The sequence below is a fragment of the Alcanivorax sp. UBA3183 genome (assembly GCF_002364155.1).
Classification (GTDB): Bacteria; Pseudomonadota; Gammaproteobacteria; order Pseudomonadales; family Alcanivoracaceae; genus Alcanivorax; species Alcanivorax jadensis.
The window spans coordinates 1-26,235 of sequence record NZ_DEXN01000015.1; the positions used below are offsets into that span (position 1 = coordinate 1).

Consider the following 26,235-nt stretch of genomic DNA (forward strand, 5'->3'; position numbering starts at 1 on the left):
ATAGGGAAGGTCTGGAAAGTTCCTCGGACCTCGTCATTTCTGCGAAGCACGGCATCGTCCGTAGGACGGTCAAAGCTAGAAGCTGGATGTATTTTCAGCAGCTTGTTCAGGATGTAGTCAAATGGACTTCATTCTGAAAAAAACCACAGGTCAGCGCTTGACAGAGTAGGGGTGCTGGGTAGAATACGCCGCACCAACCGGGATGCACCTTGTTCTGATTGACGTTTTTGGGGCCATAGCTCAGCTGGGAGAGCGCAACACTGGCAGTGTTGAGGTCGGCGGTTCGATCCCGCCTGGCTCCACCAAATACGTCCCCTTCGTCTAGTGGCCCAGGACACCGCCCTTTCACGGCGGTAACAGGGGTTCGACTCCCCTAGGGGACGCCATATAGAAAAGCCCTGCTCGAAAGAGTGGGGCTTTTTTATTTGTGCGTTTTATCCTTGGTCATCATTGTCCAGATCTTCGCCTTTGCTGCCGGGTAGCGCCGCCAGTGCTTGGTTGCTCCCCTTTTTTATCGGCTGGCAGATCCCGCTCGTTCTTCCTTGAGAAATACCTTTGACAGTGCAACTGGATTGCCAGCCATGCTGAAAGCCAGCGTCCTAAAGGTTTTCAACCGTCTCACAGGACGCTGATGTAATCTCGCTATGGCTATCCGAGCAGGTGGGTTACGGTTCGGGCGACGGCAGTGATATCCGCTTCCAGGTGAAAATCACCGGTGATGGCTTGCTCATCCCCCTCCCGGTATTTCCCGGTTTGCACCAGGCAGGCCTGCATGCCGCTGTTCAGTGCGCCTTCCACGTCTCCATGGACATCGTCACCGACCATCAGGGTATGTTCGGGTCGGGTTCCCAGGTCGGCCAGTACCTGTTCAAAGAACGCGGTGGAGGGTTTGCCGGTGATGATGGCCCGGCAGTCGGCAGCATATTCCAATGCCCTGACAAAGGGGCCGGCATCCAGATGCAGACCGTCATCCAGCTGGTAATAACGGTTTTCGCCGATGGCAATCAGCGGTGCGCCGTCGTGCAGCAGACGAAAAGCCTGGTCCAGATGCTCGTAGGTGAACTTCCTGCCGGCATCGCCGATCAGTACGGCATCGGCTTGCTTGCCTTCCAGATCAGCAAACTCTTCTTTCAGATTGGGGTGGAACAGGCAGTAGGGGGTCAGCCCTCGGCAAGTCAGGTAGTCGTGGGCGGCTTGCGGCGCGGTAAACAGCTCTGTCTCGTCAACCGCCAGGTTCAGACTGGTCAGGTCATTGAGTATCTGGCTGCGGTTGCGCTGGGAGGTGTTGGTGACAAAGCGCAGGGGCAGACCGGTGGCGCGCAGGCGTTGAAGCGCGTCCTGGGCGCCCGGTAGCAGGCGCGGGCCTTGGTAGAGCACGCCGGCCAGGTCCAGGCAGATGGCATGCAGTGGCATGGCACTCCTCCGTGAGAGCCTGTGTATGGAGGGAAAGTAGGCTCTCCTCAGAGCATAGGCTTGGCGGTGTGGTCAGCTCAAGCGGCGAATGGTCAGCGTGTGGGCAATTTTCTCGCCATCCCAGATGTACTCGTAATGCGCGCTGGGTGTAATGGCCTCCACCGCCAGGGGGGAGAGCAGGGCGTAGCAGTGGCTGCCGGGGGCGCGGACGGATTCGTAGTGAAGGCCGGCTTCGCGCAGCTGGTAAAGCTGCTGGCCAAGTTGCCGTGGGGCCTGGTAATGGTCCGGGTCATGCCAGTGCGGATATCGGGTGGCCGGGGTGATATCGCACAGGGTGGCCGAGAAGTGGACCTTGAGGCCGCGCATGACAATGCGGTCGTATTTCAGGCCGTCTACCTGCTGGAAATAACGCTGTTGATGGTAACGGGTTTCGGCAAGGGCCGTGGCCATGCGATCCGCGCAGTAGAAGACACCGTAGGCGCCATCGGAAAAGCGGGAGCCGGCGGGGCTCACGTGGACAAAGGGTCCCAGGGCATAGTTGCAGCCGGGAATGCCCCAGGGGCGCTCTGCAGGCGGCACCCGGTTGAGATCGCCCACTTCGTTCTGCAGGCGCGGGTTGGTCAGGGCCTGCACCGCAAACAGGGCATCGAAGTCGGACTGGTCTGCCACATCGTCAAAGATGGCGATGGGTGGGTATTTGCCGTTAACCAGCCGATAGGCGATCTGCGAGGGGAAGGGGTGTCGGGGCAGGGCGTGGATCTCTGTTTCGCTCATCCCCATTGCCCGCCCCGCAGGCTGTCCAGCTGACGGTGCACTTCGTAGAGGCTGGCCACGCGGCCGTTGCTCATGATGTCCATGGGTGTGGCGCCGTTGAAGAACGGGTTGTGGTTAGCCATGCGCACGAAGCCGTAGACGTTTTCCCGGTTACCGAACAGGGTGCGCAGCGCCTGGTGGATGTTCAGCAAGTAGCTGAGGCGTTCCAGCAGGTCGTTGCCGACCCGGGCACTGTCCGGCTGGCTCTGGTACTTGTGCAGGGTGGAACGACCCACGCCGAGCAGAGCCATCTTTTCCTTCTCGCTGCACTGCCAGTGCTCCAGTAGCTTGAGTACTGCGCGCAGTGCTGCATGGCGGGCACCGTCGTCCAGCGCCTGCGGTGTCTGTTGTCTGGCTGCTTCCATCATGCCTCCTGACTGATTGTTCAATAATGGCCCTTTTTGTTCTTTTTGTCTATATGTGGATATGCGGACGGATCCAGGTCCCAGTTCGGGAGGATGGCTAGAACTTGAGCCGGGTTTCCCGGTCTCTGAAAGCGAGATGAGAGACAAGGCATTGTGATGACAAAGACAGGGTTGTCGATGTGGGTATTGCTGATATTGCTGGGCAGTGCAGGGATTCAGGCGAGGACGCTGACGGATGCGCACCTGCATTACGTGGATTTCATGCAGGACAGTGAGGGCAGTGAGGCCATGCTGGCGGCAATGGATCAGGCCGGGGTGGAAACGGCCTGGCTGTTCGGCTTGCCGGTGATGAAGAAGTGGCAGGCGGAGGCACCGCGAAAACCACGCTATTACCTGGGTGATGAGGCGCCGTTGTATTACTACAGCGCCACCGATGACATTGTGGCACAGGCGGTCCAGGCGCTGACGAAGGCGCAGCAGCGGCGGCTGAAACCCTTTATCAGTGGTGTTAATCCCACGGACATGAACGCTGCTGACCAGATTGAGGCGTTGATACGGCGGTATCCGGGGATGTGGTTCGGCATCGGGGAAATTCTCACCCGCCATGATCAGCTGACAGCGCTGACCGAGGGCGAAACGCCCAGGGCCAACCATCCTGCATTGATGCGGGTTTACAAGCTGGCGGCCCGCTACGATCTGCCGGTGTTGCTGCACAGCAACCTGACATCACTGCGGGAAGAGACGCCGATTTTCCTGGAAGAGCTGGAGGCGGCGTTGGCCGCCAATCCGCAGACCCGCTTTGTGCTGGCACATGCAGGTACCAGCGGCGGGGTGGAAGAGCGGCAGGCGCCGCTGGGTACCTTGGTGCCGATCCTGCGGGCCTTGCTGGGCCGTTATGAGCATTTTTATGTGGATCTGTCCTGGAGCGTCAAGGATCACTATTTGCTCAAGGATGGCAAACCCGCTGCGGAATGGATCGAGCTGATCAGGGACTATCCAGACCGTTTTGTCCTGGGCTCGGACCTGGTGGGGCACTTTGGCAGCATGAAACGGCTGATGGATGACTACCAATCGCTGCTGGATGTCTTGCCCCAAAAAGTGGCGGAGCAACTGGCGAATGGCAATGCTGCTGCGCTTGTGCCCGAAAAGGGTGCGCAATATCGGAGTGATTGAGGGGCATCGAAATTTTCCGTTGTTGCCTTGCTGAAAAGGCAACAACGGAGTTAGAGGGCTACTCGGGTTTTTGCAGGCGACGCAGCAGGGAGGATGTATCCCAGCGCCCGCCACCCATCGTCTGGATCTCCTGATAGAAATCATTCACCTGCGCCGTCACCGGCAAGAGGGTGCCGTTGCGAGCGGCTTCTGCCAGGCAAATATCCAGATCTTTGCGCATCCAGTCCACGGCAAAGCCGTGTTCATACTGGTCGTTGATCATGGTCTGGTGGCGATGGCTCATTTGCCAGGAGCCAGCGGCGCCATGCTGGATGGTCTCGAACACTTTGCCGGCATCCAGGCCGGCATTCTGGGCGAAGGCGATGCCTTCGGCCAAGGCTTCCACCAGACCTGCCACGCAGATCTGGTTGACCATCTTGGTGAGCTGCCCGCTGCCTGCCGGGCCCATCAGATTGACCGCTTTGGCATAGTGGTTCAGCACCGGAACCGTGCGCTGGTAGGCAGAATCATCACCGCCACACATGATCGAAAGCTGGCCGTTTTCGGCTCCCTGCTGGCCGCCTGACACCGGCGCATCGATAAAGTCTGCCTGGCGATCCCGGCAGGCGGCATCGAGCTCCCGGGCCACTGCGGCGCTGGCGGTGGTGTGATCCACCAGCAGGGCGCGTTCGCTGAGAGTTTCCAGTACGCCGCCGGGGCCCAGAGTGACCTGGCGCAGGTCATCGTCATTGCCCACGCAGACGAACACCATGGCGGCGCCTGCAGCGGCCTCTGCGGGGGTGGCAGCGGTACGGCCATTAAAATCCCGGGCCCACTGGTGAGCGCGGCTGGCGGTGCGGTTGTAGACGGTCATGGACAGCCCGGCTTCGGCCAGGTGGCCGGCCATGGGATAGCCCATGGTGCCAAGTCCGATAAACGCGGCGTTAATTTGTGGCATTGCTGGGGTCCTGCTCGGTAACCGTTGCGGGGTCATTGGCCGGTAGCGGGTAGGTGGCAAACCGGGGGGCGGTGAGACTGCCCAGATACAGGGTATTGCCGTGTTGTTCCACGCTGGTGATGGGGGCGAAGGCGTCGGCGCTGGTGTCCTGCAGGTTATGCGTGACTTCCCCCTGTTCGTTCAGACCCAGTACGAAACCGTGATGGGCAGGCTGGGGCTGCAGGAATGATGGCAACCGGAAGGCCACCTTGCGCAGCAGGGGCTTGTCGGACATGGCGTCCAGCATGGCATTACGCGGGCTGAACAGGGCGACCCAGAAGGTGCCGTTACCGTTGCTGGAGATGCCGTCCGGAATACCGGGCAGGTTGTCGAAGAAAACATCATGGCTGCCGGCTTTGTCGCCTTTCAGCCAGTAACGAACAATCCGGTAACTGCCGGTTTCATTGACCAGGATAAAGTCTTCGTCCCGGGACAGTGCCACGCCGTTGGCGAATTGCAGGCCATCCAGCAGGACCTGGGTCTGGTCGCTGGCCGGGTCGTAACGCAGCAGACGGCCGTGGCCTCCGTGTTCGAGAATGTCATCGCGGGCGTGCAGGGCGGGGCCGAACTTGCTGGACGCATCGGTGAAGTAGATAACACCGTTGCTGTCCGCATCCACATCGTCGGTGAATTTGTAATCCACACCGTTGGCCCGCTGGGAAAGCGCGGCAATGGCCCCGGACGGGCTGATGCTGAGCAGCCCCTTGTAGCCATCGGCCACGATCAGATTGCCTTGCGGGTCAAAATCCAGGCCCAGTGGGCGCCCCTTGGTGTCGGCAATCAGGTCCGGGTTGCTGCCATCCGGGTTGAAGCGGACGATGCGACCGTCCACGTAGCCCACATAGAGAAAACCGTCACTATCGATAGCCACATCTTCCGGGCCGATGCCGTCGTCAACGGCCAGGGAGCGGCTTTGCGCCAGGGCGGAGTTGCTGGCATAGGGGCCTTCAAGCGCGGGTGCTTCGGGTGCCTGCCAGGCCACTGGATCAATGGATACCGGCCAGAACAACAGATAGCCAACCAGAATGATGAGAATCAGCAGTGCAATGTTTTTTATCATTGGAATCCGGAAGATCGGTTAACGGAACGTCGATGCTTGCATGGAGGGAGCAGTCGCGCAAATGCAGGGTGCTAATCATTGCGGATGAGCGTGGTTGGGGTGGGCGGTAAAGGCAGAATCTGTTTTTACCACAGAGGGCACAGAGTTCACTGAGGAAAAGACATCGCAGCTGCAGGTTTTCTGGGGCGCGCTATGCAGATAGCCAGTTAATTCGCCATGCAAGCAGTGCGATCTTGCCTCTGAAAAGAAAGGGTTTTACTCAGTGAACTCTGTGCCCTCTGTGGTAAAAAGCCTTTTAACTTAACAGGCAGCAGGCACAAAAAAACCGCCCGGAGGCGGTTTTTCTGTGTGGCGCTAACGAGGCGGTTATTTGCGCTCGTTTACCGGTATGAACTCGCGTTCGGTCTCGCCGGTGTACAACTGGCGAGGGCGGCCAATTTTGTACGGGTTGGAGATCATTTCGTTCCAGTGTGCGATCCAGCCCACGGTACGGGACAGAGCAAAAATCACGGTGAACATGGAGGTCGGAATGCCGATGGCCTTGAGGATGATCCCGGAGTAGAAATCCACGTTCGGGAACAGCTTCTTCTCTTTGAAGTAGGGGTCGCTCAGGGCGATTTCTTCCAGCTTCATGGCCAGTTCCAGCTGTGGATCGTTGACACCCAGTTCGGCCAGAACGTCGTGGCAGGATTCGCGCATCACGGTGGCACGCGGATCGTAGTTCTTGTAAACGCGGTGACCGAAGCCCATCAGCTTGAACGGATCGTTCTTGTCCTTGGCTTTGGCGATGTAGGCGTCGATGTTATCCAGCGAGCCGATCTCGTCGAGCATGTTCAGCACGGCTTCGTTGGCGCCACCGTGTGCCGGGCCCCACAGGGCAGAGATGCCAGCAGCGATACAGGCGAACGGGTTGGCACCGGAGGAGCCGGCCAGACGCACGGTAGAGGTGGAGGCGTTCTGCTCGTGGTCCGCATGCAGGATGAAGATGCGATCCATGGCCTTGGCCAGGGTCGGGCTGATCTTGGACTCTTCACAGGGGTTGCCGAACATCATGTGCAGGAAGTTCTCTGCGTAACCCAGGTCGTTGCGCGGGTACATGAAAGGCTGGCCCAGCGCGTACTTGTAGCACATGGCCGCGATGGTGGGCATCTTGGCGATCAGGCGGTACGCGGTGATTTCACGGTGCTCGGGATTATTGATGTCCAGAGAGTCGTGGTAGAAGGCAGACAGCGCGCCAACTACGCCACACATGATGGCCATCGGGTGGGCATCGCGGCGGAAACCGTTGAAGAAGTTGCGGATCTGCTCGTGCACCATGGTGTGATTCTTCACGGTGCTGATGAATTGATCACGCTGTTCTGCGGTAGGCAGTTCGCCGTACAGCAGGGTGTAACACACTTCCAGGTAGTCGGACTTGCCGGCCAGTTCCTCGATGGAGTAGCCGCGATGCAGCAGCTTGCCCACTTCACCATCAATAAAGGTGATCTTGGATTCACAGGAGGCGGTGGAGGTGAAGCCCGGGTCGAAGGTAAAGACACCGTTGGCTACCAGTTTGGACACGTCAATAACATCGCGGCCCAGGGTCGGGGTGTAGATCGGCAGGTCCAGGTCCTTACCATCTACCTTGAGAGTGGCTTTCTTCTCGGTCATGGGAATCTCTCCATTGGCGGACGAGGGAACGTTCCTCAAGGCAAGGAAGGTCCTCCAAAGCGCGGGGGAAGGTAAAGTTTTGACACACCTTTGTCAACGCGAACCCGGGAACCGGTGGGTCAGACTTTTGTAGGGTAAACAGCCTGTTACAGCAATAACCGCATTTTGCATCAGGCTGGTGCAAGCTCTTTTTAGGGCGCTCACATCCGGTGCGCCATTGTAAATCAAGGCGTTAGAGGAAAGATACTGTGTTTGAATGATGCGCAGCGTTTGTTTTGCTCAGGGCGCAGCGATATACTGCCGCCCGGCAGAAACCTCTGACTGGGGGTTTTGTGTGGGCCCACCCCGGCCCAGGCGAGGTTGTTAAGATCAGACTTCACGTTTTGATCTCAACAACTTTGCCAAAGTTCCCGACAACCGCCCCAACCTGGGGCCCGGCTATAAGTAGGCTACCGTGAACGATAAGCGACCCGTTAACCTCGATCTGAGCACGATCAAGTTCCCGGTCACGGCTATAGCATCTATCACCCACCGTGTAACCGGCGTTGCCATTTTTCTGGCGTTGCCGATTCTGTTGTGGATGCTGGATCGCTCCCTGGCGTCTCCCGAGAGCTTTGCGGACCTGAAAGAACTGATGACCTCCCCGCTGGTGAAGTTGGTGGTATGGGCCATTCTGGCTGTACTGCTGTATCACCTGGTGGCTGGCATTCGCCACCTTATTATGGATGCTGGAGTGGGTGAGACCCTGGAAGGCGGCCAGCGCGGCGCCAAACTGGTGTTCATCATCTCTGTAGTACTGATTCTGCTGGTAGGAGGCTGGATATGGTAACCAGTGTGACGAGCCTGGGCCGGAACGGCCTGTATGACTGGCTCATTCAACGTGTGTCTGCCGCTATCATTGGTGTGTACATGATCGGCATGCTGGGCTACCTGATGCTGTCCGGTGACCTGGACTATGGCAGCTGGAAAGCTCTGATGAGCTCTGTCTGCATGCAGATTGCCAACACCCTGCTGGTAGTTTCCGTTGCTGCACATACCTGGGTAGGCCTGTGGGGCGTAACCACCGACTACCTGACCGGCATGACCCTGGGTAAAGCTGCCACCGGCGTTCGCCTGATTGCCCAGCTGGCAATTGCACTGGCACTGGTGGTGTACCTGTTGTGGGGTCTGGTTGTTATTTGGGGAGGGGCGTAATCCATGTCCATTCGCACTATTACGTTTGACGCTATCGTCGTAGGTGGTGGTGGTGCCGGTATGCGCGCCTCACTGCAAATGGCCCAGTCCGGTTTCAAGACTGCGCTGATTTCCAAAGTATTCCCGACCCGGTCGCACACCGTGTCCGCCCAGGGCGGCATTACCTGTGCCATCGCGTCTGCTGATCCCAACGATGATTGGCGCTGGCACATGTACGATACCGTCAAGGGTTCCGACTATATCGGTGACCAGGACGCGATCGAATACATGTGTAATGTGGGCCCGGAAGCGGTATTTGAACTGGACCACATGGGTCTGCCGTTCTCCCGTACCGAAGAAGGTCGTATCTACCAGCGTCCGTTCGGTGGTCAGTCCAAGAACTTCGGTGAAGGCGGCCAGGCGGCCCGTACCTGTGCGGCAGCTGACCGTACCGGTCATGCGCTGCTGCATACCCTTTACCAGCAGAACCTGAAGAACGGCACCCAGTTCTACAACGAGTGGTATGCCTCCGAACTGGTCAAGGACGACGAAGGTAATGTCTGTGGCGTGATCGCCATCGATATTGAGTCCGGCGAGACCGTGTTCTTCAAGGCCAAGGCAACCGTCTTTGCTACCGGCGGTGCCGGTCGTATCTACGCGTCTACCACCAACGCCCTGATCAATACCGGTGACGGTGTTGGCATGGCTTTGCGTGCTGGCGTGCCGGTACAAGACATCGAAATGTGGCAGTTCCATCCCACCGGTATTGCCGGTGCGGGCACACTGGTTACCGAGGGTTGTCGGGGCGAGGGTGGCTATCTGATCAACAAGGATGGCGAGCGTTTCATGGAGCGTTATGCGCCAAACGCCAAAGATCTGGCCTCCCGTGATGTTGTTGCCCGTTCCATGATGATGGAGATCCTGGACGGCCGAGGCGCTGGTCCGGACGGCGACCACGTATTCCTCAAGCTCGATCACCTGGGTGAAGAAGTGCTGCACAGCCGCTTGCCGGGCATCTGTGAACTGGCCATTACTTTCGCGCAGACTGATCCTGTGAAGGAACCGATCCCGGTTGTGCCGACCTGTCATTACATGATGGGTGGTATCCCCACTAACGTTCACGGTCAGGCCATCAAGCTGTCTGGCGGCCATGAAGGTGAAGAGCAGTTCGTCAACGGTCTCTTCGCAGTGGGCGAAGTAGCCTGTGTATCTGTACACGGTGCAAACCGCTTGGGCGGTAACTCGCTGCTGGATCTGGTGGTGTTTGGTCGGGCTGCAGGCCTTTATATCGAGGATCAGCTACGCCAGGGCATGACCCAGTACGAGCCCACCGATGCCAACATCGATGAAGCTATGGCGCGCCTGCGTCGTTGGGATGAGTCTACCAGTGGTGAATCCATTCCGGCCCTGCGCAAAGAGCTGCAGAGTGTGATGCAGAATCACTTCGGCGTATTCCGCAAAGGTGATCTGATGGCGGAAGGTGTAGCCAAGCTTGCGGATTTGCGCGAGCGCATTGGTAAGGCGCATCTTGATGACAAGAGCAAGCCGTTCAACACCGCGCGTATCGAAGCACTTGAGCTGGAGAACTTGCTGGAAGTGGCTGAAGCCACTGCCATTGCAGCAGAAGGTCGTACCGAGAGCCGTGGTGCCCATTCCCGCTACGATTTCCCTGATCGTGACGATGAGAACTGGTTGTGCCACTCCATCTTCGACCCGAAAGCCAAGAAGCTGGGCAAGCGTGACGTGAACTTCAAGCCGAAGACTGTCGACACCTTCCAGCCCAAGGCTCGGACCTACTAACGGAGAGTAATACGATGAAAGTTAGTATCTATCGCTACAATCCGGAAACGGACCGCGAGCCGAGCATGAAGGAGTATGAGGTTGATACCCAGGGTAAAGACCTCATGGTGCTGGACATCCTTGCTCTGGTGAAAGAGCAGGATTCCTCCATGTCCTACCGTCGCTCCTGTCGTGAGGGTGTATGTGGCTCTGACGGCATGAACATCAACGGCAAGAACGGCTTGGCTTGTATCACTCCGTTGTCCCAGGTGGCACCGGGGGTACTGGAAGGCAAGAAGCCGCTGATCCTGCGCCCGTTGCCGGGGTTGCCGGTCATTCGCGACCTGGTGGTGGACATGGGTATGTTCTACAACCAGTACGAGAAGGTGCAGCCGTTCCTGCAGAATACCAGCCCGGCGCCGGCTATTGAGCGCCTGCAGACTCCAGAAGATCGTGCCAAGCTGGATGGCCTGTACGAGTGCATTCTGTGTGCCTGCTGCTCTACCAGCTGCCCGAGCTTCTGGTGGAACCCGGACAAGTTCCTGGGCCCGGCGGCCCTGTTGCAGAGCTACCGCTTCCTGGCGGACAGCCGCGATACGGCTACCGAAGAGCGACTGAGCAAGCTGGATGACCCCTTCAGCCTGTTCCGTTGCCACGGCATCATGAACTGTGTCAGCGTGTGTCCGAAAGGGCTCAACCCGACCCGGGCCATTGGCCATATCCGTTCCATGTTGCTGGAACGGGGCATCTGACCCGAACGAAGAAGGCGGCCATATGGCCGCCTTTTTTGTATCTGTTACCGTAGAAAGTGTCGTTGAATGGTGTCTATTCGACGTTTTGCCAGTGCCGTAATGGATAGAAAAAGTGTTAAGTTGTTTTATCAAATCGGCGTCTAACAAAACCGAAATAAAAGGGCTACACTAGACGGCGATTCGAGGTAATCCCTCGTCGAGACGTGACAGAACACTCACCCTCACCCCACCCGGTGACGATGAGTGGTTTTGTTTCATCTCATGGGTGGGGCAGGGCTTAAAAGGCGCTGTCCCGGACAATACAAAGCGTACGGGAACAGGGTCGCCCCCCTGTGGTCGCAGTGACACCACCTACCACAGAGTGTGACACCTCCCGCTGAAGGAACGAGCTGACATGCAAGACAGTTCCATGCAGCGCCAATGGCAGTCCTCCCATATCGGAGGAGCCAACGCCGCCTATGTCGACGAACTGTACGAATCCTATCTGACTGACCCCAATTCTGTGCCGGAAGACTGGCGCGTCTACTTCGAAAAACTCCCCAGTGTTGATGCCGCCGTCGAATCTGACGTTCCCCATGCGGCTGTTCGTGAATACTTCCTGTTGCAGGCCAAGAATCGTTCCCGGGTGCAAAAGTTCGGTGCCAGTGCTGTCAGCACCGAGCACGAGCGACGCCAGGTGCGAGTGCTGCACCTGATTGCGGCGTACCGCAACCGGGGTCATCAGGTGGCGAAGCTGGATCCACTGGGGATCATGGAGCGCGAAGCAGTACCGGATTTGGAGTTGTCTCACCACGGGTTAAGCCCCGCGGACCTGGATACCGTATTCCAGACCGGTAATCTGTTTATCGGCAAGCCCGAAGCCACTCTCCGTGAGATCGTTGACTGTTTGCAGGGCACCTATTGTTCCAGTGTGGGTGCCGAATACATGCATATCGTCAACACCGCGGAAAAACGCTGGCTCCAGCAGCGCATGGAAGGCGTGCGCAGCCATCCGGAGTACGGTGAAGACGTCAAAAAACATATTCTCGAGCGTCTGTCCGCCGCGGAAGGTCTGGAGAAATATCTGGGCAGCAAGTACCCGGGTACCAAGCGTTTCGGTCTGGAGGGGGGCGAATCCCTGATTCCGCTGATGGACGAGATCATTCAGCGGGTGGGCAGCTACGGGGCCAAGGAACTGGTCATCGGCATGGCCCACCGGGGTCGTCTGAATGTGCTGGTCAACACCCTGGGCAAGAGTCCCAAGGATCTGTTCGAGGAATTCGATGGCAAGAGCTTTATCGAAACCGGCTCCGGTGATGTGAAGTATCACCAGGGCTTTTCCTCCAATGTGCAGACCTCCGGCGGTGAAGTTCACCTGGCCATGGCGTTCAACCCATCGCATCTGGAAATCGTCTCTCCGGTTGTGGAGGGCTCGGTGCGGGCCCGCCAGGATCGCCGGGAAGATCATGAAGGCGAACAGGTCGTACCGATCCTGCTGCACGGCGATGCCGCCTTCGCCGGTCAGGGCGTGGTCATGGAAACCTTCCAGATGTCCCAGACCCGGGGCTTCTATACCGGTGGTACCCTGCACGTGATCATCAACAACCAGGTCGGCTTTACTACCAGCCGTCGTGATGATGCGCGCTCCACCGAGTACTGCACCGACGTGGCAAAAATGGTGCAGGCCCCCATTTTCCACGTCAATGCAGATGACCCGGAAGCGGTGTACTTCGTCACTCAGCTGGCGGTGGACTACCGCATGCAGTTCAAGAAGGATGTGGTGATTGACCTGATCTGCTATCGCCGCCTGGGTCATAACGAGGCGGATGAGCCATCTTCCACCCAGCCGCTGATGTACAAGAAGATCAAGTCCCACCCGACTACGCGAACGCTTTATGCAGAGCGTCTGGTCAGTGAGGGCGTGGTCAGTGAGCAGGCAGCACAGAAAACTGCTGACGATTACCGCAACATGCTGGATGCGGGCGACCACGTGGTGAAATCCCTGGTGCGCGAACCCAACAAGTCCCTGTTCGTGGACTGGTCACCCTACATCGGCCATCAGGTGGAAGATGACTGGGATACCAGCTATCCGCTGAAAAAGTTGCAGGATCTTGCCACTCGCCTGGAAACGCCGCCTGAAGGTCTTGTCGTTCAGCGTCAGGTGAAAAAGATTCTCGAAGATCGCCGCAAGATGACCGCCGGTGCCTTGCCGTTGAACTGGGGGTACGGTGAAACCCTGGCCTACGCCACCCTGATCGATCAAGGCTTCCATGTGCGTCTCACCGGGCAGGATTCCGGCCGCGGCACTTTCTCTCACCGTCATTCGGTGCTGCACAACCAGAAAGACGGTGAGCAGTATGTGCCGCTGCAGCATCTCTATGAGGGTCAGCCACGTTTCGATATTTATGATTCGTTGCTGTCCGAAGAGGCGGTGCTTGGCTACGAGTACGGTTACGCCACTACGACGCCCAAGACGCTGGTGATCTGGGAAGCGCAGTTCGGCGACTTTGCCAACGGCGCCCAGGTGGTGATCGATCAGTTCATTTCCTCCGGGGAGGCCAAGTGGGGTCGCCTGTGTGGGCTGACCATGCTGTTGCCCCATGGCTATGAAGGGCAGGGCCCGGAGCACTCCTCCGCCCGGCTGGAACGCTTCCTGCAATTGTGCGCCGAGCACAACATGCAGATCTGCGTTCCCAGCACCCCGGCCCAGATTTATCACCTGTTGCGCCGCCAGGCGGTTCGCCCGCTGCGCAAGCCATTGGTGATCATGAGTCCCAAGAGTTTGCTGCGGCATAAAAAAGCGATTTCCACCCTGGAAGATCTGGCTGACGGTATTTTCCGTACCGTGCTGGATGACCCGGCAGAGCTGGATCGCGACAAGGTGAAACGGGTAGTGATGTGCTCCGGCAAGGTGTACTACGACCTGCTCGAGAAGCGCGACAGCGATGAGTTGATCGACACCGCGCTGATTCGCGTCGAGCAGCTCTATCCGTTCCCGGAGCAGCGCTTGCAGGAAGTGCTGGAGGGTTACCCCAATCTGGAGAACCTGGTGTGGTGTCAGGAAGAGCCCATGAACCAGGGCGCCTGGTATTGCTCGCAGCACCATATGTACCGGGTGGCCCGCGAGGTCGGAGACCTGCGGGTGCATTACGCTGGCCGTGATATGGCTGCCGCGCCGGCAGCTGGCTCCATGGCCCTTCATGTGGAACAACAGCAGCGTCTGGTCCAGGACGCCTTCGAGATCAAGTAAATAAGGATTAGGCATGGCGACTGATATCAAAGCTCCGCAGTTTCCCGAATCAGTAGCGGACGGCACCGTAGCCACCTGGCACAAACAGGAAGGCGAAGCGGTCAAGCGTGATGAGCTGCTGGTGGACATCGAAACCGACAAGGTGGTGCTGGAAGTAGTGGCACCGGCTGACGGTGTAGTCAGCAAGATTCTCGCCGCTGAAGGCGATACCGTTGAGAGCCAGCAAGTGCTGGGTCATTTCGAAGAGGGCGCCAGCGGTTCGGGGTCGTCTGGTGGTGACAAGGCCGATTCGGCTCCGGCGGAGCAGAAAGAAGAGGCTTCGACAGCAGAAAAGGCGCCCGCCAATGAGGCAGCCAGCGACGACGACAGCGCGTCGGACCAGGCCGGCCCGGCGGCGCGCAAGCTGATGACCGAACATGGCGTTGCCGCTGCCCAAGTGACCGGCACCGGCAAAGGCGGCCGCATCACCAAGGCGGACGTGGAAAAAACCATCAGCGACAAGGAAGAGAAGCGGGCCAGTCAACCGGCACCGCAGCAGCCGGCTACCCTGGATGTACCGGCAACGCCGGGTGAACGCGAAGAGCGTCGGGTTCCCATGACCCGTCTGCGCAAGCGTATCGCCGAGCGACTGGTGTCTGCCCAGCAGAACTCCGCCATGTTGACCACCTTCAACGAGGTCAACATGAAACCGATCATGGATATGCGCAAGCATTACCAGCCGGAATTTGAAAAGGCCCACAACGTGCGCCTGGGCTTCATGGGCTTCTTTACTCGTGCCTGTGTGGAGGCGTTGAAACGGTTCCCGGCAGTGAATGCGTCCATCGATGGCGAGGACATTGTCTACCACGGTTACTACGACGTAGGTGTGGCGGTGTCCACCGAGCGAGGTCTGGTGGTTCCGGTGATTCGTGATGCAGACCAGCGCGGTCTGGCGGAAGTGGAATCCCAGATCATCGAGTACGGCCAGAAAGCTCAGAAGGGCAAGCTCTCCATTGAGGAAATGACCGGTGGCACCTTCACCATTTCCAATGGCGGGGTGTTCGGGTCACTGATTTCCACACCGATCCTCAACCCGCCGCAGACGGCCATCCTTGGCATGCACAAAATCCAGGAGCGCCCCATGGCGGTGGACGGCAAGGTGGAAATCCTGCCGATGATGTACCTGGCGTTGTCCTACGACCACCGTTTGATCGATGGCAAGGAAGCGGTGCAGTTCCTGGTGGCAGTGAAGAACTTTATCGAAGATCCGGCGCGTTTGCTGCTGGATATCTGAATGTATGCCTGCACGCATCACGTTGGCACGCAACCACGCTAAGGGCGTGCCAGCGTGTTGCGTGAAGCGTGCCAGCGATTGAAGGAATAGATCATGGCTGACAAGTACGACGTCATTGTCATCGGTGGTGGCCCCGGCGGTTATGTGGCTGCCATCCGTTGTGCGCAACTGGGTTTCAACACGGCCTGTATCGAGAAACGTATCAACAAGCAGGACGAGCCCGCACTGGGTGGTACCTGTCTGAATGTGGGCTGTATCCCCTCCAAGGCCCTGCTGGATTCTTCCTGGAAGTATCACGAAGCGCAGAGCTCCCTGGCGGACCATGGCATCAAGCTGGGCGACGTGAGCCTGGACCTGGATACCATGCACAAGCGCAAGGACACCATCGTCCGCAACCTGACCGGAGGCATTGCCCAGCTCTTCAAGGCCAACAAGGTCACCTGGCTGCAAGGCAGTGGGCAGTTGAAGAGTGGCAAACAGGTGGAATTTTCTCCCCTGGACGGTGATGCGCAGACCCTGCAGGCCGAGCACATCATTCTGGCTGCTGGCTCCGTGCCGGTGGAGATTCCACCGACCCCGGTTGATCAGAAGATTATCGTCGACTCTACCGGCGCCCTGGATCTTCCCGAAGTGCCCAAGCGTCTCGGTGTGATTGGTGCCGGTGTGATCGGGCTGGAACTGGGTAGTGTCTGGGCCCGTCTCGGCAGCGAAGTGGTGGTACTGGAAGCAGTGGACACCTTCCTGCCGACGGTGGATCAGCAGATCGCCAAGGACGCCAAGAAGCAGTTCAGCAAACAAGGCATGGATATCCGCCTTGGTGCCCGGGTTACCGGCTCCGAGATGAAGAAGAACCAGGTCGTGGTGAGCTTCACCGACAAGGACGGTGATCAGCAGGAGACCTTCGACCGACTGATCGTGGCCGTGGGCCGTCGCCCCTATACCGAAGGCCTGCTCAGTCAGGATGCCGGTGTCAGCCTGGATGAGCGTAATTTCGTTTACGTGGACAACCAGTGCCGTACCGATGTGCCCGGCGTCTACGCCATTGGTGATCTGGTGCGTGGCCCTGCATTAGCGCACAAGGCCATCGAGGAAGGTGTGATGGTGGCCGAGGTGATTGCCGGCGAGCACACCCAGGTTAACTACGATGCCGTTCCCGGGGTGATCTACACCCATCCGGAAGTGGCATGGGTGGGCAAGACCGAAGAAGAGGTGAAGGAATCCGGTGAAGCCTACAAGACCGGGGCTGTGCCTTTTGCGGCCAATGGTCGCGCCATGGCGGCCGGTGAGACCGGGGGCATGGTGAAGTTTGTGGCCGATGAGAAAACCGACCGCATTCTCGGTATGCATGTGGTGGGGCCTCAGGCCTCAGAACTGATCCAGCAAGGCGTGGTGGCGATGGAATTCGGCGCCACCATAGAAGATTTGCAACTGATGGTGTTCGGTCATCCGAGCCTGTCGGAAACCGTTCATGAAGCCGCCCTGGCCGTGGATTACAAGGCAATCCATGTGGCGCAGCGTCGGCGCAAGAAATAACGCCGCAGAACGGTCGCGAAGTGACGGCGTCCAGACGGGCGCCACTCATTCATTGATATGGAAGTATTGGCATGAATCTCCATGAATATCAGTCAAAGCAGCTTTTTGCTGATTATGGTCTGCCAGTTTCTACCGGTTTCGCCTGCGATACTCCGGAAGAGGTCGCAGCCAAAACCAAAGAAATTGGTGGTGAAAAGTGGGTGGTAAAAGCCCAGGTGCACGCGGGTGGCCGGGGTAAGGCCGGTGGCGTGAAACTGGTGAACAGCCCGGAAGAAGCGGCGGAGTTTGCCAAAAAGTGGCTGGGTAAAAACCTGGTCACGTTCCAGACCGATGAGCATGGTCAGCCGGTGTCCAAGATCCTGGTGGAAACCTGCACCGACATCGCCAAGGAACTGTACCTGAGTGCGGTGTTTGACCGTGCCTCCCGGCGCGTTGTGTTCATGGCCTCCACTGAAGGTGGCGTGGACATTGAAACCGTTGCCGAAGAAACCCCGGAAAAAATCCTGCGTGCGGAAATCGATCCGCTGGTCGGTGCGCAGCCCTATCAGGCCCGTGACATTGCTTTCAAGCTTGGCCTGGAAGGCAAACAGGTTGGTCAGTTCGCAAAGATCTTTGTTGGCCTGGCGAAATTGTTTGAGGACAAGGATCTGGCGCTGATCGAAGTCAATCCGCTGGTGATCACGGACCAGGGCGATCTGCATTGCCTGGACGCCAAGATCAACGTGGATGGCTCTGCGCTGTACCGCCACCCGGATATCAAGGCCCTGGAAGATCCCAGCCAGGAAGACGAGCGTGAGCGTCGTGCGGCCGAGTGGGACCTGAACTACGTGGCACTGGACGGCAACATCGGTTGCATGGTCAATGGTGCTGGCCTGGCCATGGGCACCATGGACCTGGTGAAGCTGAAAGGCGGTGCGCCGGCCAACTTCCTGGACGTGGGCGGCGGTGCCACCAAGGAGCGAGTTACCGAAGCCTTCAAGATCATTCTCTCCGATGATCAGGTGAAAGGCGTGCTGGTGAACATCTTCGGCGGTATTGTTCGTTGCGACCTGATTGCCGAGGGCATCATTGGTGCCGTGGAAGAGGTGGGTGTCACCGTGCCGGTGGTCGTTCGTCTGGAAGGTAACAACGCGGAGCTGGGCTCCCAGAAGCTGGCGGAAAGCGGCATGAACATTATCGCCGCGCAAAGTTTTGATGATGCTGCCGAGCAGGTAGTAAAAGCAGTGGGAGGTGCCGCATGAGCGTACTGATCGACAAGAACACCAAAGTGATCTGCCAGGGTTTCACCGGCAGCCAGGGCACCTTCCACTCCGAGCAGGCTATCGAATACGGCACCAAGATGGTGGGTGGTGTGACCCCGGGTAAGGGCGGCCAGACGCATTTGGGCCTGCCGGTGTTCAACACCGTGGCCGAGGCGGTTGCCGAAACCGGCGCCACTGCCAGTGTGATCTATGTGCCGGCACCGTTCTGCAAGGACTCCATTCTCGAAGCTGCCGATGCTGGCATCGAACTGATCGTCTGCATCACCGAGGGTGTCCCGGCGCTGGATATGTTGTACGTGAAGGAATACATCACCCGCAAGGGCGGTGTGCGTCTGATCGGTCCCAACTGTCCTGGGGTGATTACCCCGGGTGAGTGCAAGATCGGCATCATGCCGGGGCATATCCACCAGCCGGGCAAAGTGGGCATCGTATCGCGTTCAGGTACCCTGACCTATGAGGCGGTCAATCAGACCACCAAACTGGGTTTTGGCCAGTCTACCTGTATCGGTATTGGCGGCGACCCGATCCCCGGCACCACCTTTATTGATGCTCTGGAACTGTTCCAGAACGATCCGCAGACCGAAGCCATTGTCATGGTCGGCGAGATCGGTGGCACCGCGGAAGACGAAGCGGCTGCCTATATCAAGGAGCACGTGACCAAGCCGGTAGTGAGCTATATCGCCGGTGTGACCGCGCCTCCGGGCAAGCGTATGGGCCATGCCGGCGCTATCATTGCCGGCGGCAAAGGCACGGCGGACGAGAAGTTTGCCGCCCTGGAAGCGGCCGGTGTGAAAACCGTACGTAACCCTGCGGAAATTGGTAAGGCCGTGAAAGAAGCGACTGGCTGGTAATACAATCCTTCGCTGATACACAAAAAAGGCCGGCATTGCGCCGGCCTTTTTTGTGGGGTTTGCCCACACTATTTCTATAGTCTCTGGCAGTGGGAAAAGGGGTCAGCCTTTTCCTCCCGGTTTGAACCCTCCACAGGGGCCATAGAAATAGTGTGAGCAGCGCCCTTCAGTGGAGAATATCGTCGTCCAGATCGAAGAACTCGTACTCGTTGAGTTCCTTTTTCAGGCGACGGGCCTCCAGACGATCTTCGATGCGATGACGCATGTCCATGTTGAACGCACGGGAGCGCGCGCTGCGTTCCTCTTGTTCTTCATCGTCCACGTCGTCATCCAGGATATCGAAATCTTCGTTCATCAGCAGATCTTCCGAATCAAGGTCTTGCTCATTACGATGGTTACTCATGGTGGCCTCCTGTGTCTGACCTCCTCAAACAACCTGTTAATCGGCTAGTCAGGTCCGGGGCACCGGTTTCCTAACGTCCTCAGCGCCTGTATATCTCCAGATTTTCCCGCTTACAAGTTTTTTTTTATTTCCGATGATAAGTGGTGGTGGCTGGAGCACCTGACGGCGCAGCAAGCGGATCTGGCCGGCTGCCGCAGGGCGGAGTGTGATGGAGATCATGCCTGGCCACTGGATAGAAAAATCAGTCACTTAAGTGCTGGAATGCCCGGCCCCGGCTTTGTAAAGTGGAGGCATCGGGATGACCTTTCCGTCTGGAGCCTGCAGAGCCTGTTCCGGCGTGTCCCGCAGGGCGGCTTGTGCAGCCACCCGGTTACCTTGGCCGAGAATCTGCAGAGGCCATATGCGTATTGCTGGCTAGCAGGGCAAAAGCGCCAACAACGCTTCACAGAAGCGTATTCAACGCTCCGTTGAGAGAATCATCTGTTGAGAGAATAAGAAGATGGCAGAACTGCTGATCATTATTGGGGTAAGTGGCTTCATCATCAGCACCCTTGGCCTGATGCACGAGGCGGGTAGCCGGGGACACAGTGCCTTGTTTTTCCTGTTACCCCTGGCAAGCCTGGGGCAGGTGCAGCAGCACTGGGAAGAATATCGCTGGTGGGCGCTGGGGCGAGTAGCGTCTTTGCTGACGGCGGCGGTAGGGGTAGCGCTGTTTCTGGCAACCGGGCAGAGCCCGCTGGAACAGGCTCCCCGGCAAAACCTGGCGGGGCAGGCGGGCCAGGTTTTGCGGGGCGACAATATGGCCACCAGTACTGCATTTGTGACTTCTGAGGAGGCCGCGCTGCTGGTAGTAGAAGGTCAGGGAAAAGCCCTGTCAGGCCGTTTGCATGGAAAAAAATTCCGTTATGACCGGGTGGCGCTGATAGACGGAGTCCTGACCGTCAGCCAGGGAAAAGGCTTCCTGCCGGAACTGGAAGTACGCGTTCTTCTGGGTTGGGACCCTGAAGCAATCACCGAGCGCCGTTCAATGCTGGTGAACCCATCCGATGAAGGGGCCCCGGTGGTGCATTTGTCCTGGAAACCGGAGGGGCAGGACTATCCGGAAACCCGCATTTTCTCCGGTGGCTACCGTCTGGAGCTGGCGTTGGCACCGCTGGATACCGATCAGCTTTCCGGTTCCATGGTGCTGGTCATGCCGGACAGCTTTAAAAGCTATCTGGTCGGTGACTTCACGGCGTATTCCAATCATCTTCGCTATCGTAATGGCAATGTCGATTTGCATTTTGACCACGATGACACCCTCGCCTATGTGGCAGAGGAGTATCTGGCGACCCAGTTCCCGGAAGGGATGCTGGAATCCGTTCAGGCGGAGCATGTGCAGCTGCGTCGCGCCGAGGCCACTGGGCAGGTAATGTCCCAGGTAGTGTTGACCAGCGGTGCGGTGGAACAACGGCATGTGCGCCTGGAGAAGAGCGAAGTGGGTTGGGCCGTGGTCCCGGGCTCAATGGAAACACGGGTGATTACTCCGCCACGAGAGGGCAGCGCAACCCTGAGATCCCCCGTTTTCGAAAAGTCGCCCTCAGAACAGGTACAGGCATTGCCGCCCGTGGAGAAGACCTTTCCGGAGCTTGTTGCCTATATGGACAGAAAGGTACTGCTGGAAACTCGCAGTGGCCGTGAGCTTGAAGGGGTGCTGCGCCGTGTCAGCGGAGACCGCTTATGGCTGGTCATGAATGTGGGTAGCGGTAATGTGGAGCGCAGTGTGTCCGCAGAGGAGCTCAAATCACTGACGTTGTCCAATGGGCAACGGGTTGATCTGGTATCAGAAGGCGACGGCAACGGGGAGGCGGAGGTTGTCTACGACAATGAACCTCGGGTTGAACAACCGTCGCAGCAGGTCAGTAAGGCAGAGGAGCCAGTTGAGGAAATTTCTGCGAAACTGAAGGAGCTCCGTGCCCTGGTGGGTAAATCCGTCACTATCACCGCCAGTGGCGTCACCACCCGTACAGGAATTTTGCAGGCGGTCACCGAGGATCATTTGACCTTGAGTGTGGCGATGGGAGCAGGCAACATCGAATACTTCTATGACATGAACAGCATTCAAAAGGTTGAGGCAGCACGTTGAAGATACTGATTACCGGAGGCAGTGGATTTATTGGCCAGCACCTGTGCCGGAGACTGGCGGCCCATGGGCACGATCTTGTTGTGCTCAGTCGTCGTCCGAGACGGGTCGCCAAGCTGTTGCCGGAGGAAACCCGTATCGTGTCGTCCCTGGATGATATTGCCGATGATGATCCTGTCGACGGCATTATCAACCTGGCCGGCGAAAGCCTGTTTGCCGGGCGCTGGACTGAGCGTCGCAAAAAGGTGCTGTTTGATTCCCGTATAGGTGTTACCCAAGGTTTGGTGGCACTGGTCTCCAGATTGCAACGCAAGCCGGCGGTTATGGTGTCCGGCTCTGCGGTGGGCTTCTACGGGGATGCCGGTAATGCGGAGCTGACGGAAGACAGCTCTGCCCGCAAGCGTGATTTCGGTTACTTGCTCTGCGATGCCTGGGAACAATCGGCACGGCCGGTGTCCCGTCAGGGAGTGCGGTTGTGTCTGGTGCGCACCGGTATTGTGTTGGGCCGTGATGGCGGCATGCTTGGCAAGCTGCTACCGGTTTACCGGCTCGGGTTTGGTGCCATGCTCGGCGATGGTAGCCAGTGGTTGAGCTGGATACACATCGACGACATGGTGGCGATTCTGGTGCGGGCTGTGGAAACCCCAGGGATTGATGGAGTGTTCAATGCCACGGCACCGGCACCTGTTACCCAGCGTGAGTTCCATCGATCCCTGGCAAGTGCGGTCAAGCGTCCGGCTTTTCTGCGAGTGCCCTCAGTGGCCCTGCGAGCCGGCCTGGGCGAGCAGTCAGAGATCCTGTTGGGCGGGCAGCGGGTCTACCCACGGCGCCTGGAACAACAGGGTTTCGTGTTCCGCTTTCCGGATCTGAGATCGGCCCTGGCCCATCAGATCAAGCGCTGATCCCTGTTCCCCCCTTGAAAAAAACACGGCTGCCCCTATTACTCCCGGGTGATTAAACCCAGAGGAGTCAGCCGTGTCTGCAGAAAAACAAACCCATGGTTTTCAGGCGGAAGTATCCCGCCTGCTGCACCTGATGATTCATTCCCTGTATAGCAACCGGGAAATCTTTCTTCGTGAATTAATTTCCAACGCGTCCGATGCCTGCGACAAGCTGCGTTTCGAGGCACTGGATGAGCCGTCGTTACTGGAGTCAGGGAACGACCCGGCCATCAGCCTGCGGATAGACAAGGAAGCGGGCACCCTCACCATCGCCGATAATGGCATTGGCATGAACGAGGAAGAGGTTATCGAGAACCTGGGCACCATCGCCCGTTCCGGCACCGAAAAATTCCTCGCTTCGCTCAGTGGTGATCAGAAAAAGGACGCCCAGCTGATCGGTCAGTTTGGTGTGGGTTTCTATTCCGCATTCATTGTCGCGGATAGGGTAACTGTGGAAAGTCGCAAGGCCGGTACCGATGTCTCCGCCGGTGTACGCTGGGAAAGCGATGGCCAGGGTGAGTTTACCGTGGAGACCATTGACCGGACAGAGCAGGGCACGGCGGTGATTCTGCATCTGCGCAAGGATGCCGGGGAGTTTCTGGATGACTTCAAGGTGCGTCAGGTGGTGAACCAGTATTCGGATCACGTCGCCTTTCCGATCACGCTTGTCACCCCGGCTGAAGGCGACGAAGAGGAAAAAACAGAAACCCTCAATTCCGCCACGGCCCTCTGGCAGCGGCCCCGTCAGGAGATCAGTGACGAGGAATATCAAAATTTCTACAAGCATATCAGCCACGATTTTCAGGATGCGCTGAGCTGGAGTCACAACAAGGTTGAAGGCAAGCTGGAATATACCAGCCTGCTTTACATACCGGCCCGGGCACCTTTTGATCTGTATCACCGTGAAGCCAATCGTGGTCTTAAGCTCTATGTGCAGCGTGTCTTTATCATGGACGATGCGCAGCAGTTTCTGCCCCAGTACCTGCGTTTTATCAAGGGTGTGATTGATGCCCCGAACTTGCCTCTGAACGTAAGCCGCGAGCTGTTGCAGGACTATGGCCCGGTACAGAAAATCCGTGCAGCGCTGACCAAACGGGTGCTGCAGATGCTCAAGAAATTGGGCAATGATGAGGAAAAATACGCCACCTTCTGGTCCCAGTTTGGCCAGGTGATCAAGGAAGGTATCGGCGAAGACCGGGACAATCAGGAAGCGGTTGCCGCCCTGTTGCGCTTTGCCAGTAGCAATCAGCCGGGGAAGGTGGCCACGTCGCTGGATCAGTACCTGGAGAACAAGCCGGCTGACCAGGACAAGATTTATTATCTGTTGGCTGACAGTCCGTCAGCGGCAGAGAACAGCCCCCATCTGGAAGTCTTCCGCAAGAAGGGCATCGAGGTGCTGTTGCTCAGCGATCCGGTGGACGAGTGGATGGTCAGCTACCTGGATAGCTACAAGGATGTGAAGCTGGTCAATGCGGCTCGTGGCGAGCTGGACCTGGGTGAAGAGACAGACAAGGCTGATAACGATAATCCGCTGATTGGCCGTCTTGGCAGCATACTGGCAGAACGGGTAGAAACTGTGCGGGCGACCTCCCGTCTGGTGGACTCCCCGGCGTGTCTGGTGTTGGCCGAAGATCAGTTGGGGCCACAGATGCGCCGCATGCTGGAAGCGGCAGGGCAACCGGCGCCGGAGAATAAGCCGGTGCTGGAAGTGAATCTGGACCACAGTCTGTTACAGGCGTTGGCCGAGATGGAAGAGGGCGAACGCTTCGACGACATGGCCGCACTGCTACTCGACCAGGCCATGCTGGCCGAAGGGCAGTTGCCTAAAGATCCGGCGGCGACTGCACGACGCTTGCAGGAGCTTCTTGCTCGGGCGTTGTGATAACCCACTGTAGGAGCGCCGACTATTCGCTTCGCTTGGTGAGGCGCGAACCTCGGCGAGGGAATCGCCGCAGGCGATCAAGCCTGTCAGAACTCGACATGTGCATATGGGATGACGGACGGAAACTACTTCCGTCCTCGCTACGCTCGGGTTCGCGCCTCAAGAGGCGCTCCTACTGTTGGCTTCGCCCCAAGCTTGATGAGGCTTCCGTTGTCTCTGCTTCGATGGGCGCTTATGATGCCTCAAAAGCTGCTATACAAGGCGTTCCGTATGGAGCAGGAAAGACATAACGCAACAATTCTGGGCGGTGGCAGTTTTGGCACCGCCATGGCCAGCATCCTCGCCGCCAATGGACACCGGGTGAATATCTGGGTGCGTGACCCGGAAACGGCTGCAGCGATCAATCTGGATCGGGAGAACAGCCGCTATCTGCCCGGTGCTGAATTGCCAGTGGGGGTGAATGCTACAGACAGCCTGGAAGAGGCACTGGATCAGGCAACCCTTGTGTTTGTGGCCATTCCCAGCAAGGCGTTTGTGGACGTTCTTCGTCAGGCCAGGGAATGGGTGCCAGCTGACACCATGGTGATCAGCTGTACCAAGGGGATCTATTCCGAAGGCTTTCTGCTGATGAGCGAAGTGTTGCAGCAGGAATGGCCCCACGCCCGTATCGGCGCGCTTAGTGGTCCCAATCTGGCCAAGGAAATCGTCGAGCAGAAATTTAGTGGCACTGTGGTGGCCAGCCCGGATGAAGCGTTGTGCCAGGTAGTGCAGACGGCGCTGAGTTGCGATTACTTCCGTGTCTATGACAACCCGGATATCTACGGCGTAGAGCTGGGTGGCGCCCTGAAGAATATTTATGCGGTCGCCTCTGGTATGGCGGCAGCGATTGGTGTGGGAGAAAACAGCCGCAGCTTCATGATTACCCGTTCCCTGGCGGAAATGAGCCGTTTTGCGGTGGAATTGGGTGCCAATCCGATGACCTTTTTGGGGCTGTCCGGAGTGGGGGATCTGATCGCCACCTGTAGTTCTTCGTTGTCGCGCAACTACCAGGTGGGCTTCCAGCTTGGTCAGGGCAAGAGCCTGGATGAGGCGGTGGAGAGCCTGGGACAAACGGCAGAAGGGATTAACACCATCAAGCTGGTGGCGGACAAGGCTGCCGAGCTGGGCGTCTATATGCCCCTGGCGACGGCCCTGTATCAGATCGTTTACCATGGCCAGCCGCTGGAGCTGGTGATCCAGCAGTTGATGAGTGGGGAATACAAGCACGACGTGGAATTCCAGCTCGCTGGAGCCAGTGCATGAAGCTTTATCTCAGCCGCCACGGTCAGGCAGTTTCCCGGGCGCCTACGGATGCGCAGCGCCCCTTGACCGAGACGGGCAGGGCGGCACTGCTTGCCCACTGGCAAGGCATGCGGGACAGCGGAATCGCCGTATCGGCGCTGATTGCCAGCCCTTTTGTGCGCGCCCAGCAGACCGCAGATTGCATTGATCAAGTTTATGGTGGCTTGCCCCGGCAAACCTGTGAGCAACTGGTGCCGGATGCCAACCCGCAAGCGCTTTTTGACTGGTTGCTTGCCAACCCGCC

22 protein-coding genes and 2 tRNA genes are annotated in these 26,235 nt (G+C 58.1%); 17 read left to right on the forward strand and 7 right to left on the reverse strand.

The window, feature by feature from the left end; all coding sequences use genetic code 11:
- Nucleotides 1–229: 229 nt before the first annotated feature.
- Nucleotides 230–305, forward strand: a tRNA-Ala gene (locus B3Q33_RS06330).
- 5 nt (nt 306–310) lie between these two features.
- Nucleotides 311–386, forward strand: a tRNA-Glu gene (locus tag B3Q33_RS06335).
- Nucleotides 387–648: 262 nt separating this feature from the next.
- On the opposite strand, the gene B3Q33_RS06340 is transcribed toward B3Q33_RS06335, so the two are convergent.
- From B3Q33_RS06340 to B3Q33_RS06350, 3 genes are all read right to left on the reverse strand, one after another.
- Nucleotides 649–1,413 (reverse strand): TIGR01458 family HAD-type hydrolase, encoded by a 765-nt coding sequence (locus tag B3Q33_RS06340; protein WP_273009625.1) that lies wholly within the window; start codon nt 1,411–1,413, stop codon nt 649–651.
- Between the two features lie 72 nt (nt 1,414–1,485).
- Nucleotides 1,486–2,187, reverse strand: a complete 702-nt coding sequence (locus B3Q33_RS06345; RefSeq protein WP_349677885.1) for an RES family NAD+ phosphorylase — start codon at nt 2,185–2,187, stop codon at nt 1,486–1,488.
- Nucleotides 2,184–2,591 carry an MbcA/ParS/Xre antitoxin family protein gene (locus B3Q33_RS06350; protein ID WP_035244067.1) on the reverse strand — a complete coding sequence of 136 codons (408 nt, stop codon included), beginning with the start codon at nt 2,589–2,591 and terminating at the stop codon, nt 2,184–2,186. Before B3Q33_RS06350 ends, B3Q33_RS06345 begins: the two co-directional genes overlap by 4 nt.
- A gap of 156 nt (nt 2,592–2,747) precedes the next feature.
- Between B3Q33_RS06350 and B3Q33_RS06355 the strand changes: the two genes are divergently transcribed.
- On the forward strand, nt 2,748–3,764 hold the full coding sequence (locus tag B3Q33_RS06355) for an amidohydrolase family protein (protein WP_273009633.1): 1,017 nt from the start codon (nt 2,748–2,750) through the stop codon (nt 3,762–3,764).
- A gap of 58 nt (nt 3,765–3,822) precedes the next feature.
- On the opposite strand, the gene B3Q33_RS06360 is transcribed toward B3Q33_RS06355, so the two are convergent.
- From B3Q33_RS06360 to gltA, 3 genes are all read right to left on the reverse strand, one after another.
- Nucleotides 3,823–4,701, reverse strand: coding sequence for an NAD(P)-dependent oxidoreductase (locus B3Q33_RS06360; protein ID WP_273009622.1), 879 nt, complete (start codon nt 4,699–4,701; stop codon nt 3,823–3,825).
- On the reverse strand, nt 4,688–5,800 hold the full coding sequence (locus tag B3Q33_RS06365) for an SMP-30/gluconolactonase/LRE family protein (protein ID WP_273009620.1): 1,113 nt from the start codon (nt 5,798–5,800) through the stop codon (nt 4,688–4,690). The genes B3Q33_RS06360 and B3Q33_RS06365 overlap by 14 nt, the downstream gene beginning before the upstream one ends.
- A 366-nt stretch (nt 5,801–6,166) precedes the next feature.
- Nucleotides 6,167–7,450 (reverse strand): citrate synthase, encoded by a 1,284-nt coding sequence (gene gltA / locus B3Q33_RS06370; protein ID WP_273009618.1) that lies wholly within the window; start codon nt 7,448–7,450, stop codon nt 6,167–6,169.
- A 454-nt stretch (nt 7,451–7,904) separates the two neighbouring features.
- Here gltA and sdhC point away from each other — a divergent pair, with 454 nt between their 5' ends.
- The 9 genes from sdhC to sucD all read left to right on the forward strand — a co-directional run bounded on the left by sdhC (nt 7,905) and on the right by sucD (nt 19,302).
- The gene (sdhC, locus tag B3Q33_RS06375) at nt 7,905–8,279 is read left to right on the forward strand and encodes a succinate dehydrogenase, cytochrome b556 subunit (RefSeq protein WP_273009616.1); all 375 of its coding nucleotides are present in this window, start codon (nt 7,905–7,907) and stop codon (nt 8,277–8,279) included.
- A complete protein-coding gene (sdhD, locus tag B3Q33_RS06380; protein ID WP_273009614.1) occupies nt 8,273–8,644 on the forward strand; it encodes a succinate dehydrogenase, hydrophobic membrane anchor protein in 372 nt (123 codons plus the stop codon). The genes sdhC and sdhD overlap by 7 nt, the downstream gene beginning before the upstream one ends.
- A 3-nt stretch (nt 8,645–8,647) precedes the next feature.
- Nucleotides 8,648–10,423 (forward strand): succinate dehydrogenase flavoprotein subunit, encoded by a 1,776-nt coding sequence (gene sdhA / locus B3Q33_RS06385; protein WP_273009612.1) that lies wholly within the window; start codon nt 8,648–8,650, stop codon nt 10,421–10,423.
- Nucleotides 10,424–10,437: 14 nt separating this feature from the next.
- Nucleotides 10,438–11,154: a succinate dehydrogenase iron-sulfur subunit gene (locus B3Q33_RS06390; protein WP_273009610.1), complete on the forward strand. Its 717-nt coding sequence runs from the start codon at nt 10,438–10,440 to the stop codon at nt 11,152–11,154.
- A 394-nt stretch (nt 11,155–11,548) separates the two neighbouring features.
- A complete protein-coding gene (locus B3Q33_RS06395; RefSeq protein WP_286827250.1) occupies nt 11,549–14,383 on the forward strand; it encodes a 2-oxoglutarate dehydrogenase E1 component in 2,835 nt (944 codons plus the stop codon).
- A 13-nt stretch (nt 14,384–14,396) separates the two neighbouring features.
- Nucleotides 14,397–15,656, forward strand: coding sequence for a 2-oxoglutarate dehydrogenase complex dihydrolipoyllysine-residue succinyltransferase (gene odhB, locus B3Q33_RS06400; protein ID WP_286827252.1), 1,260 nt, complete (start codon nt 14,397–14,399; stop codon nt 15,654–15,656).
- Nucleotides 15,657–15,749: 93 nt separating this feature from the next.
- Nucleotides 15,750–17,189 carry a dihydrolipoyl dehydrogenase gene (gene lpdA / locus B3Q33_RS06405; RefSeq protein WP_286827254.1) on the forward strand — a complete coding sequence of 480 codons (1,440 nt, stop codon included), beginning with the start codon at nt 15,750–15,752 and terminating at the stop codon, nt 17,187–17,189.
- 71 nt (nt 17,190–17,260) lie between these two features.
- Nucleotides 17,261–18,430, forward strand: a complete 1,170-nt coding sequence (sucC, locus tag B3Q33_RS06410; RefSeq protein ID WP_286827256.1) for an ADP-forming succinate--CoA ligase subunit beta — start codon at nt 17,261–17,263, stop codon at nt 18,428–18,430.
- Nucleotides 18,427–19,302: a succinate--CoA ligase subunit alpha gene (gene sucD / locus B3Q33_RS06415; protein WP_272962660.1), complete on the forward strand. Its 876-nt coding sequence runs from the start codon at nt 18,427–18,429 to the stop codon at nt 19,300–19,302. Before sucC ends, sucD begins: the two co-directional genes overlap by 4 nt.
- 166 nt (nt 19,303–19,468) lie before the next feature.
- On the opposite strand, the gene B3Q33_RS06420 is transcribed toward sucD, so the two are convergent.
- Nucleotides 19,469–19,705: a PA3496 family putative envelope integrity protein gene (locus B3Q33_RS06420; protein WP_035244089.1), complete on the reverse strand. Its 237-nt coding sequence runs from the start codon at nt 19,703–19,705 to the stop codon at nt 19,469–19,471.
- A gap of 499 nt (nt 19,706–20,204) precedes the next feature.
- Between B3Q33_RS06420 and B3Q33_RS06425 the strand changes: the two genes are divergently transcribed.
- From B3Q33_RS06425 to B3Q33_RS06445, 5 genes are all read left to right on the forward strand, one after another.
- Complete coding sequence (locus B3Q33_RS06425; RefSeq protein WP_286827259.1) at nt 20,205–21,830, forward strand: hypothetical protein; 1,626 nt, start codon at nt 20,205–20,207, stop codon at nt 21,828–21,830.
- Complete coding sequence (locus B3Q33_RS06430) at nt 21,827–22,729, forward strand: TIGR01777 family oxidoreductase (RefSeq protein WP_286827261.1); 903 nt, start codon at nt 21,827–21,829, stop codon at nt 22,727–22,729. The genes B3Q33_RS06425 and B3Q33_RS06430 overlap by 4 nt, the downstream gene beginning before the upstream one ends.
- A gap of 73 nt (nt 22,730–22,802) precedes the next feature.
- Nucleotides 22,803–24,650 (forward strand): molecular chaperone HtpG, encoded by a 1,848-nt coding sequence (gene htpG, locus B3Q33_RS06435; RefSeq protein WP_286827263.1) that lies wholly within the window; start codon nt 22,803–22,805, stop codon nt 24,648–24,650.
- A gap of 270 nt (nt 24,651–24,920) precedes the next feature.
- Nucleotides 24,921–25,952 (forward strand): NAD(P)H-dependent glycerol-3-phosphate dehydrogenase, encoded by a 1,032-nt coding sequence (locus B3Q33_RS06440; RefSeq protein WP_286827323.1) that lies wholly within the window; start codon nt 24,921–24,923, stop codon nt 25,950–25,952.
- A partial coding sequence (locus tag B3Q33_RS06445) for a SixA phosphatase family protein (RefSeq protein ID WP_286827264.1) occupies nt 25,949–26,235 on the forward strand: 287 nt, incomplete at its 3' end. The genes B3Q33_RS06440 and B3Q33_RS06445, both read left to right, overlap by 4 nt.

What these genes read in the sequence shown, in the direction of transcription:
- B3Q33_RS06340 (WP_273009625.1), bottom strand. Translation starts at nt 1,413, where the DNA reads ATGCCACTGCATGCCATCTGCCTGGACCTGGCCGGCGTGCTCTACCAA.
- B3Q33_RS06345 (WP_349677885.1), bottom strand. Translation starts at nt 2,187, where the DNA reads ATGAGCGAAACAGAGATCCACGCCCTGCCCCGACACCCCTTCCCCTCG.
- B3Q33_RS06350 (WP_035244067.1), bottom strand. Translation starts at nt 2,591, where the DNA reads ATGGAAGCAGCCAGACAACAGACACCGCAGGCGCTGGACGACGGTGCC.
- B3Q33_RS06355 (WP_273009633.1), top strand. Translation starts at nt 2,748, where the DNA reads ATGACAAAGACAGGGTTGTCGATGTGGGTATTGCTGATATTGCTGGGC.
- B3Q33_RS06360 (WP_273009622.1), bottom strand. Translation starts at nt 4,701, where the DNA reads ATGCCACAAATTAACGCCGCGTTTATCGGACTTGGCACCATGGGCTAT.
- B3Q33_RS06365 (WP_273009620.1), bottom strand. Translation starts at nt 5,800, where the DNA reads ATGATAAAAAACATTGCACTGCTGATTCTCATCATTCTGGTTGGCTAT.
- gltA (WP_273009618.1), bottom strand. Translation starts at nt 7,450, where the DNA reads ATGACCGAGAAGAAAGCCACTCTCAAGGTAGATGGTAAGGACCTGGAC.
- sdhD (WP_273009614.1), top strand. Translation starts at nt 8,273, where the DNA reads ATGGTAACCAGTGTGACGAGCCTGGGCCGGAACGGCCTGTATGACTGG.
- sdhA (WP_273009612.1), top strand. Translation starts at nt 8,648, where the DNA reads ATGTCCATTCGCACTATTACGTTTGACGCTATCGTCGTAGGTGGTGGT.
- B3Q33_RS06390 (WP_273009610.1), top strand. Translation starts at nt 10,438, where the DNA reads ATGAAAGTTAGTATCTATCGCTACAATCCGGAAACGGACCGCGAGCCG.
- B3Q33_RS06395 (WP_286827250.1), top strand. Translation starts at nt 11,549, where the DNA reads ATGCAAGACAGTTCCATGCAGCGCCAATGGCAGTCCTCCCATATCGGA.
- odhB (WP_286827252.1), top strand. Translation starts at nt 14,397, where the DNA reads ATGGCGACTGATATCAAAGCTCCGCAGTTTCCCGAATCAGTAGCGGAC.
- lpdA (WP_286827254.1), top strand. Translation starts at nt 15,750, where the DNA reads ATGGCTGACAAGTACGACGTCATTGTCATCGGTGGTGGCCCCGGCGGT.
- sucC (WP_286827256.1), top strand. Translation starts at nt 17,261, where the DNA reads ATGAATCTCCATGAATATCAGTCAAAGCAGCTTTTTGCTGATTATGGT.
- sucD (WP_272962660.1), top strand. Translation starts at nt 18,427, where the DNA reads ATGAGCGTACTGATCGACAAGAACACCAAAGTGATCTGCCAGGGTTTC.
- B3Q33_RS06420 (WP_035244089.1), bottom strand. Translation starts at nt 19,705, where the DNA reads ATGAGTAACCATCGTAATGAGCAAGACCTTGATTCGGAAGATCTGCTG.
- B3Q33_RS06425 (WP_286827259.1), top strand. Translation starts at nt 20,205, where the DNA reads ATGGCAGAACTGCTGATCATTATTGGGGTAAGTGGCTTCATCATCAGC.
- B3Q33_RS06440 (WP_286827323.1), top strand. Translation starts at nt 24,921, where the DNA reads ATGGAGCAGGAAAGACATAACGCAACAATTCTGGGCGGTGGCAGTTTT.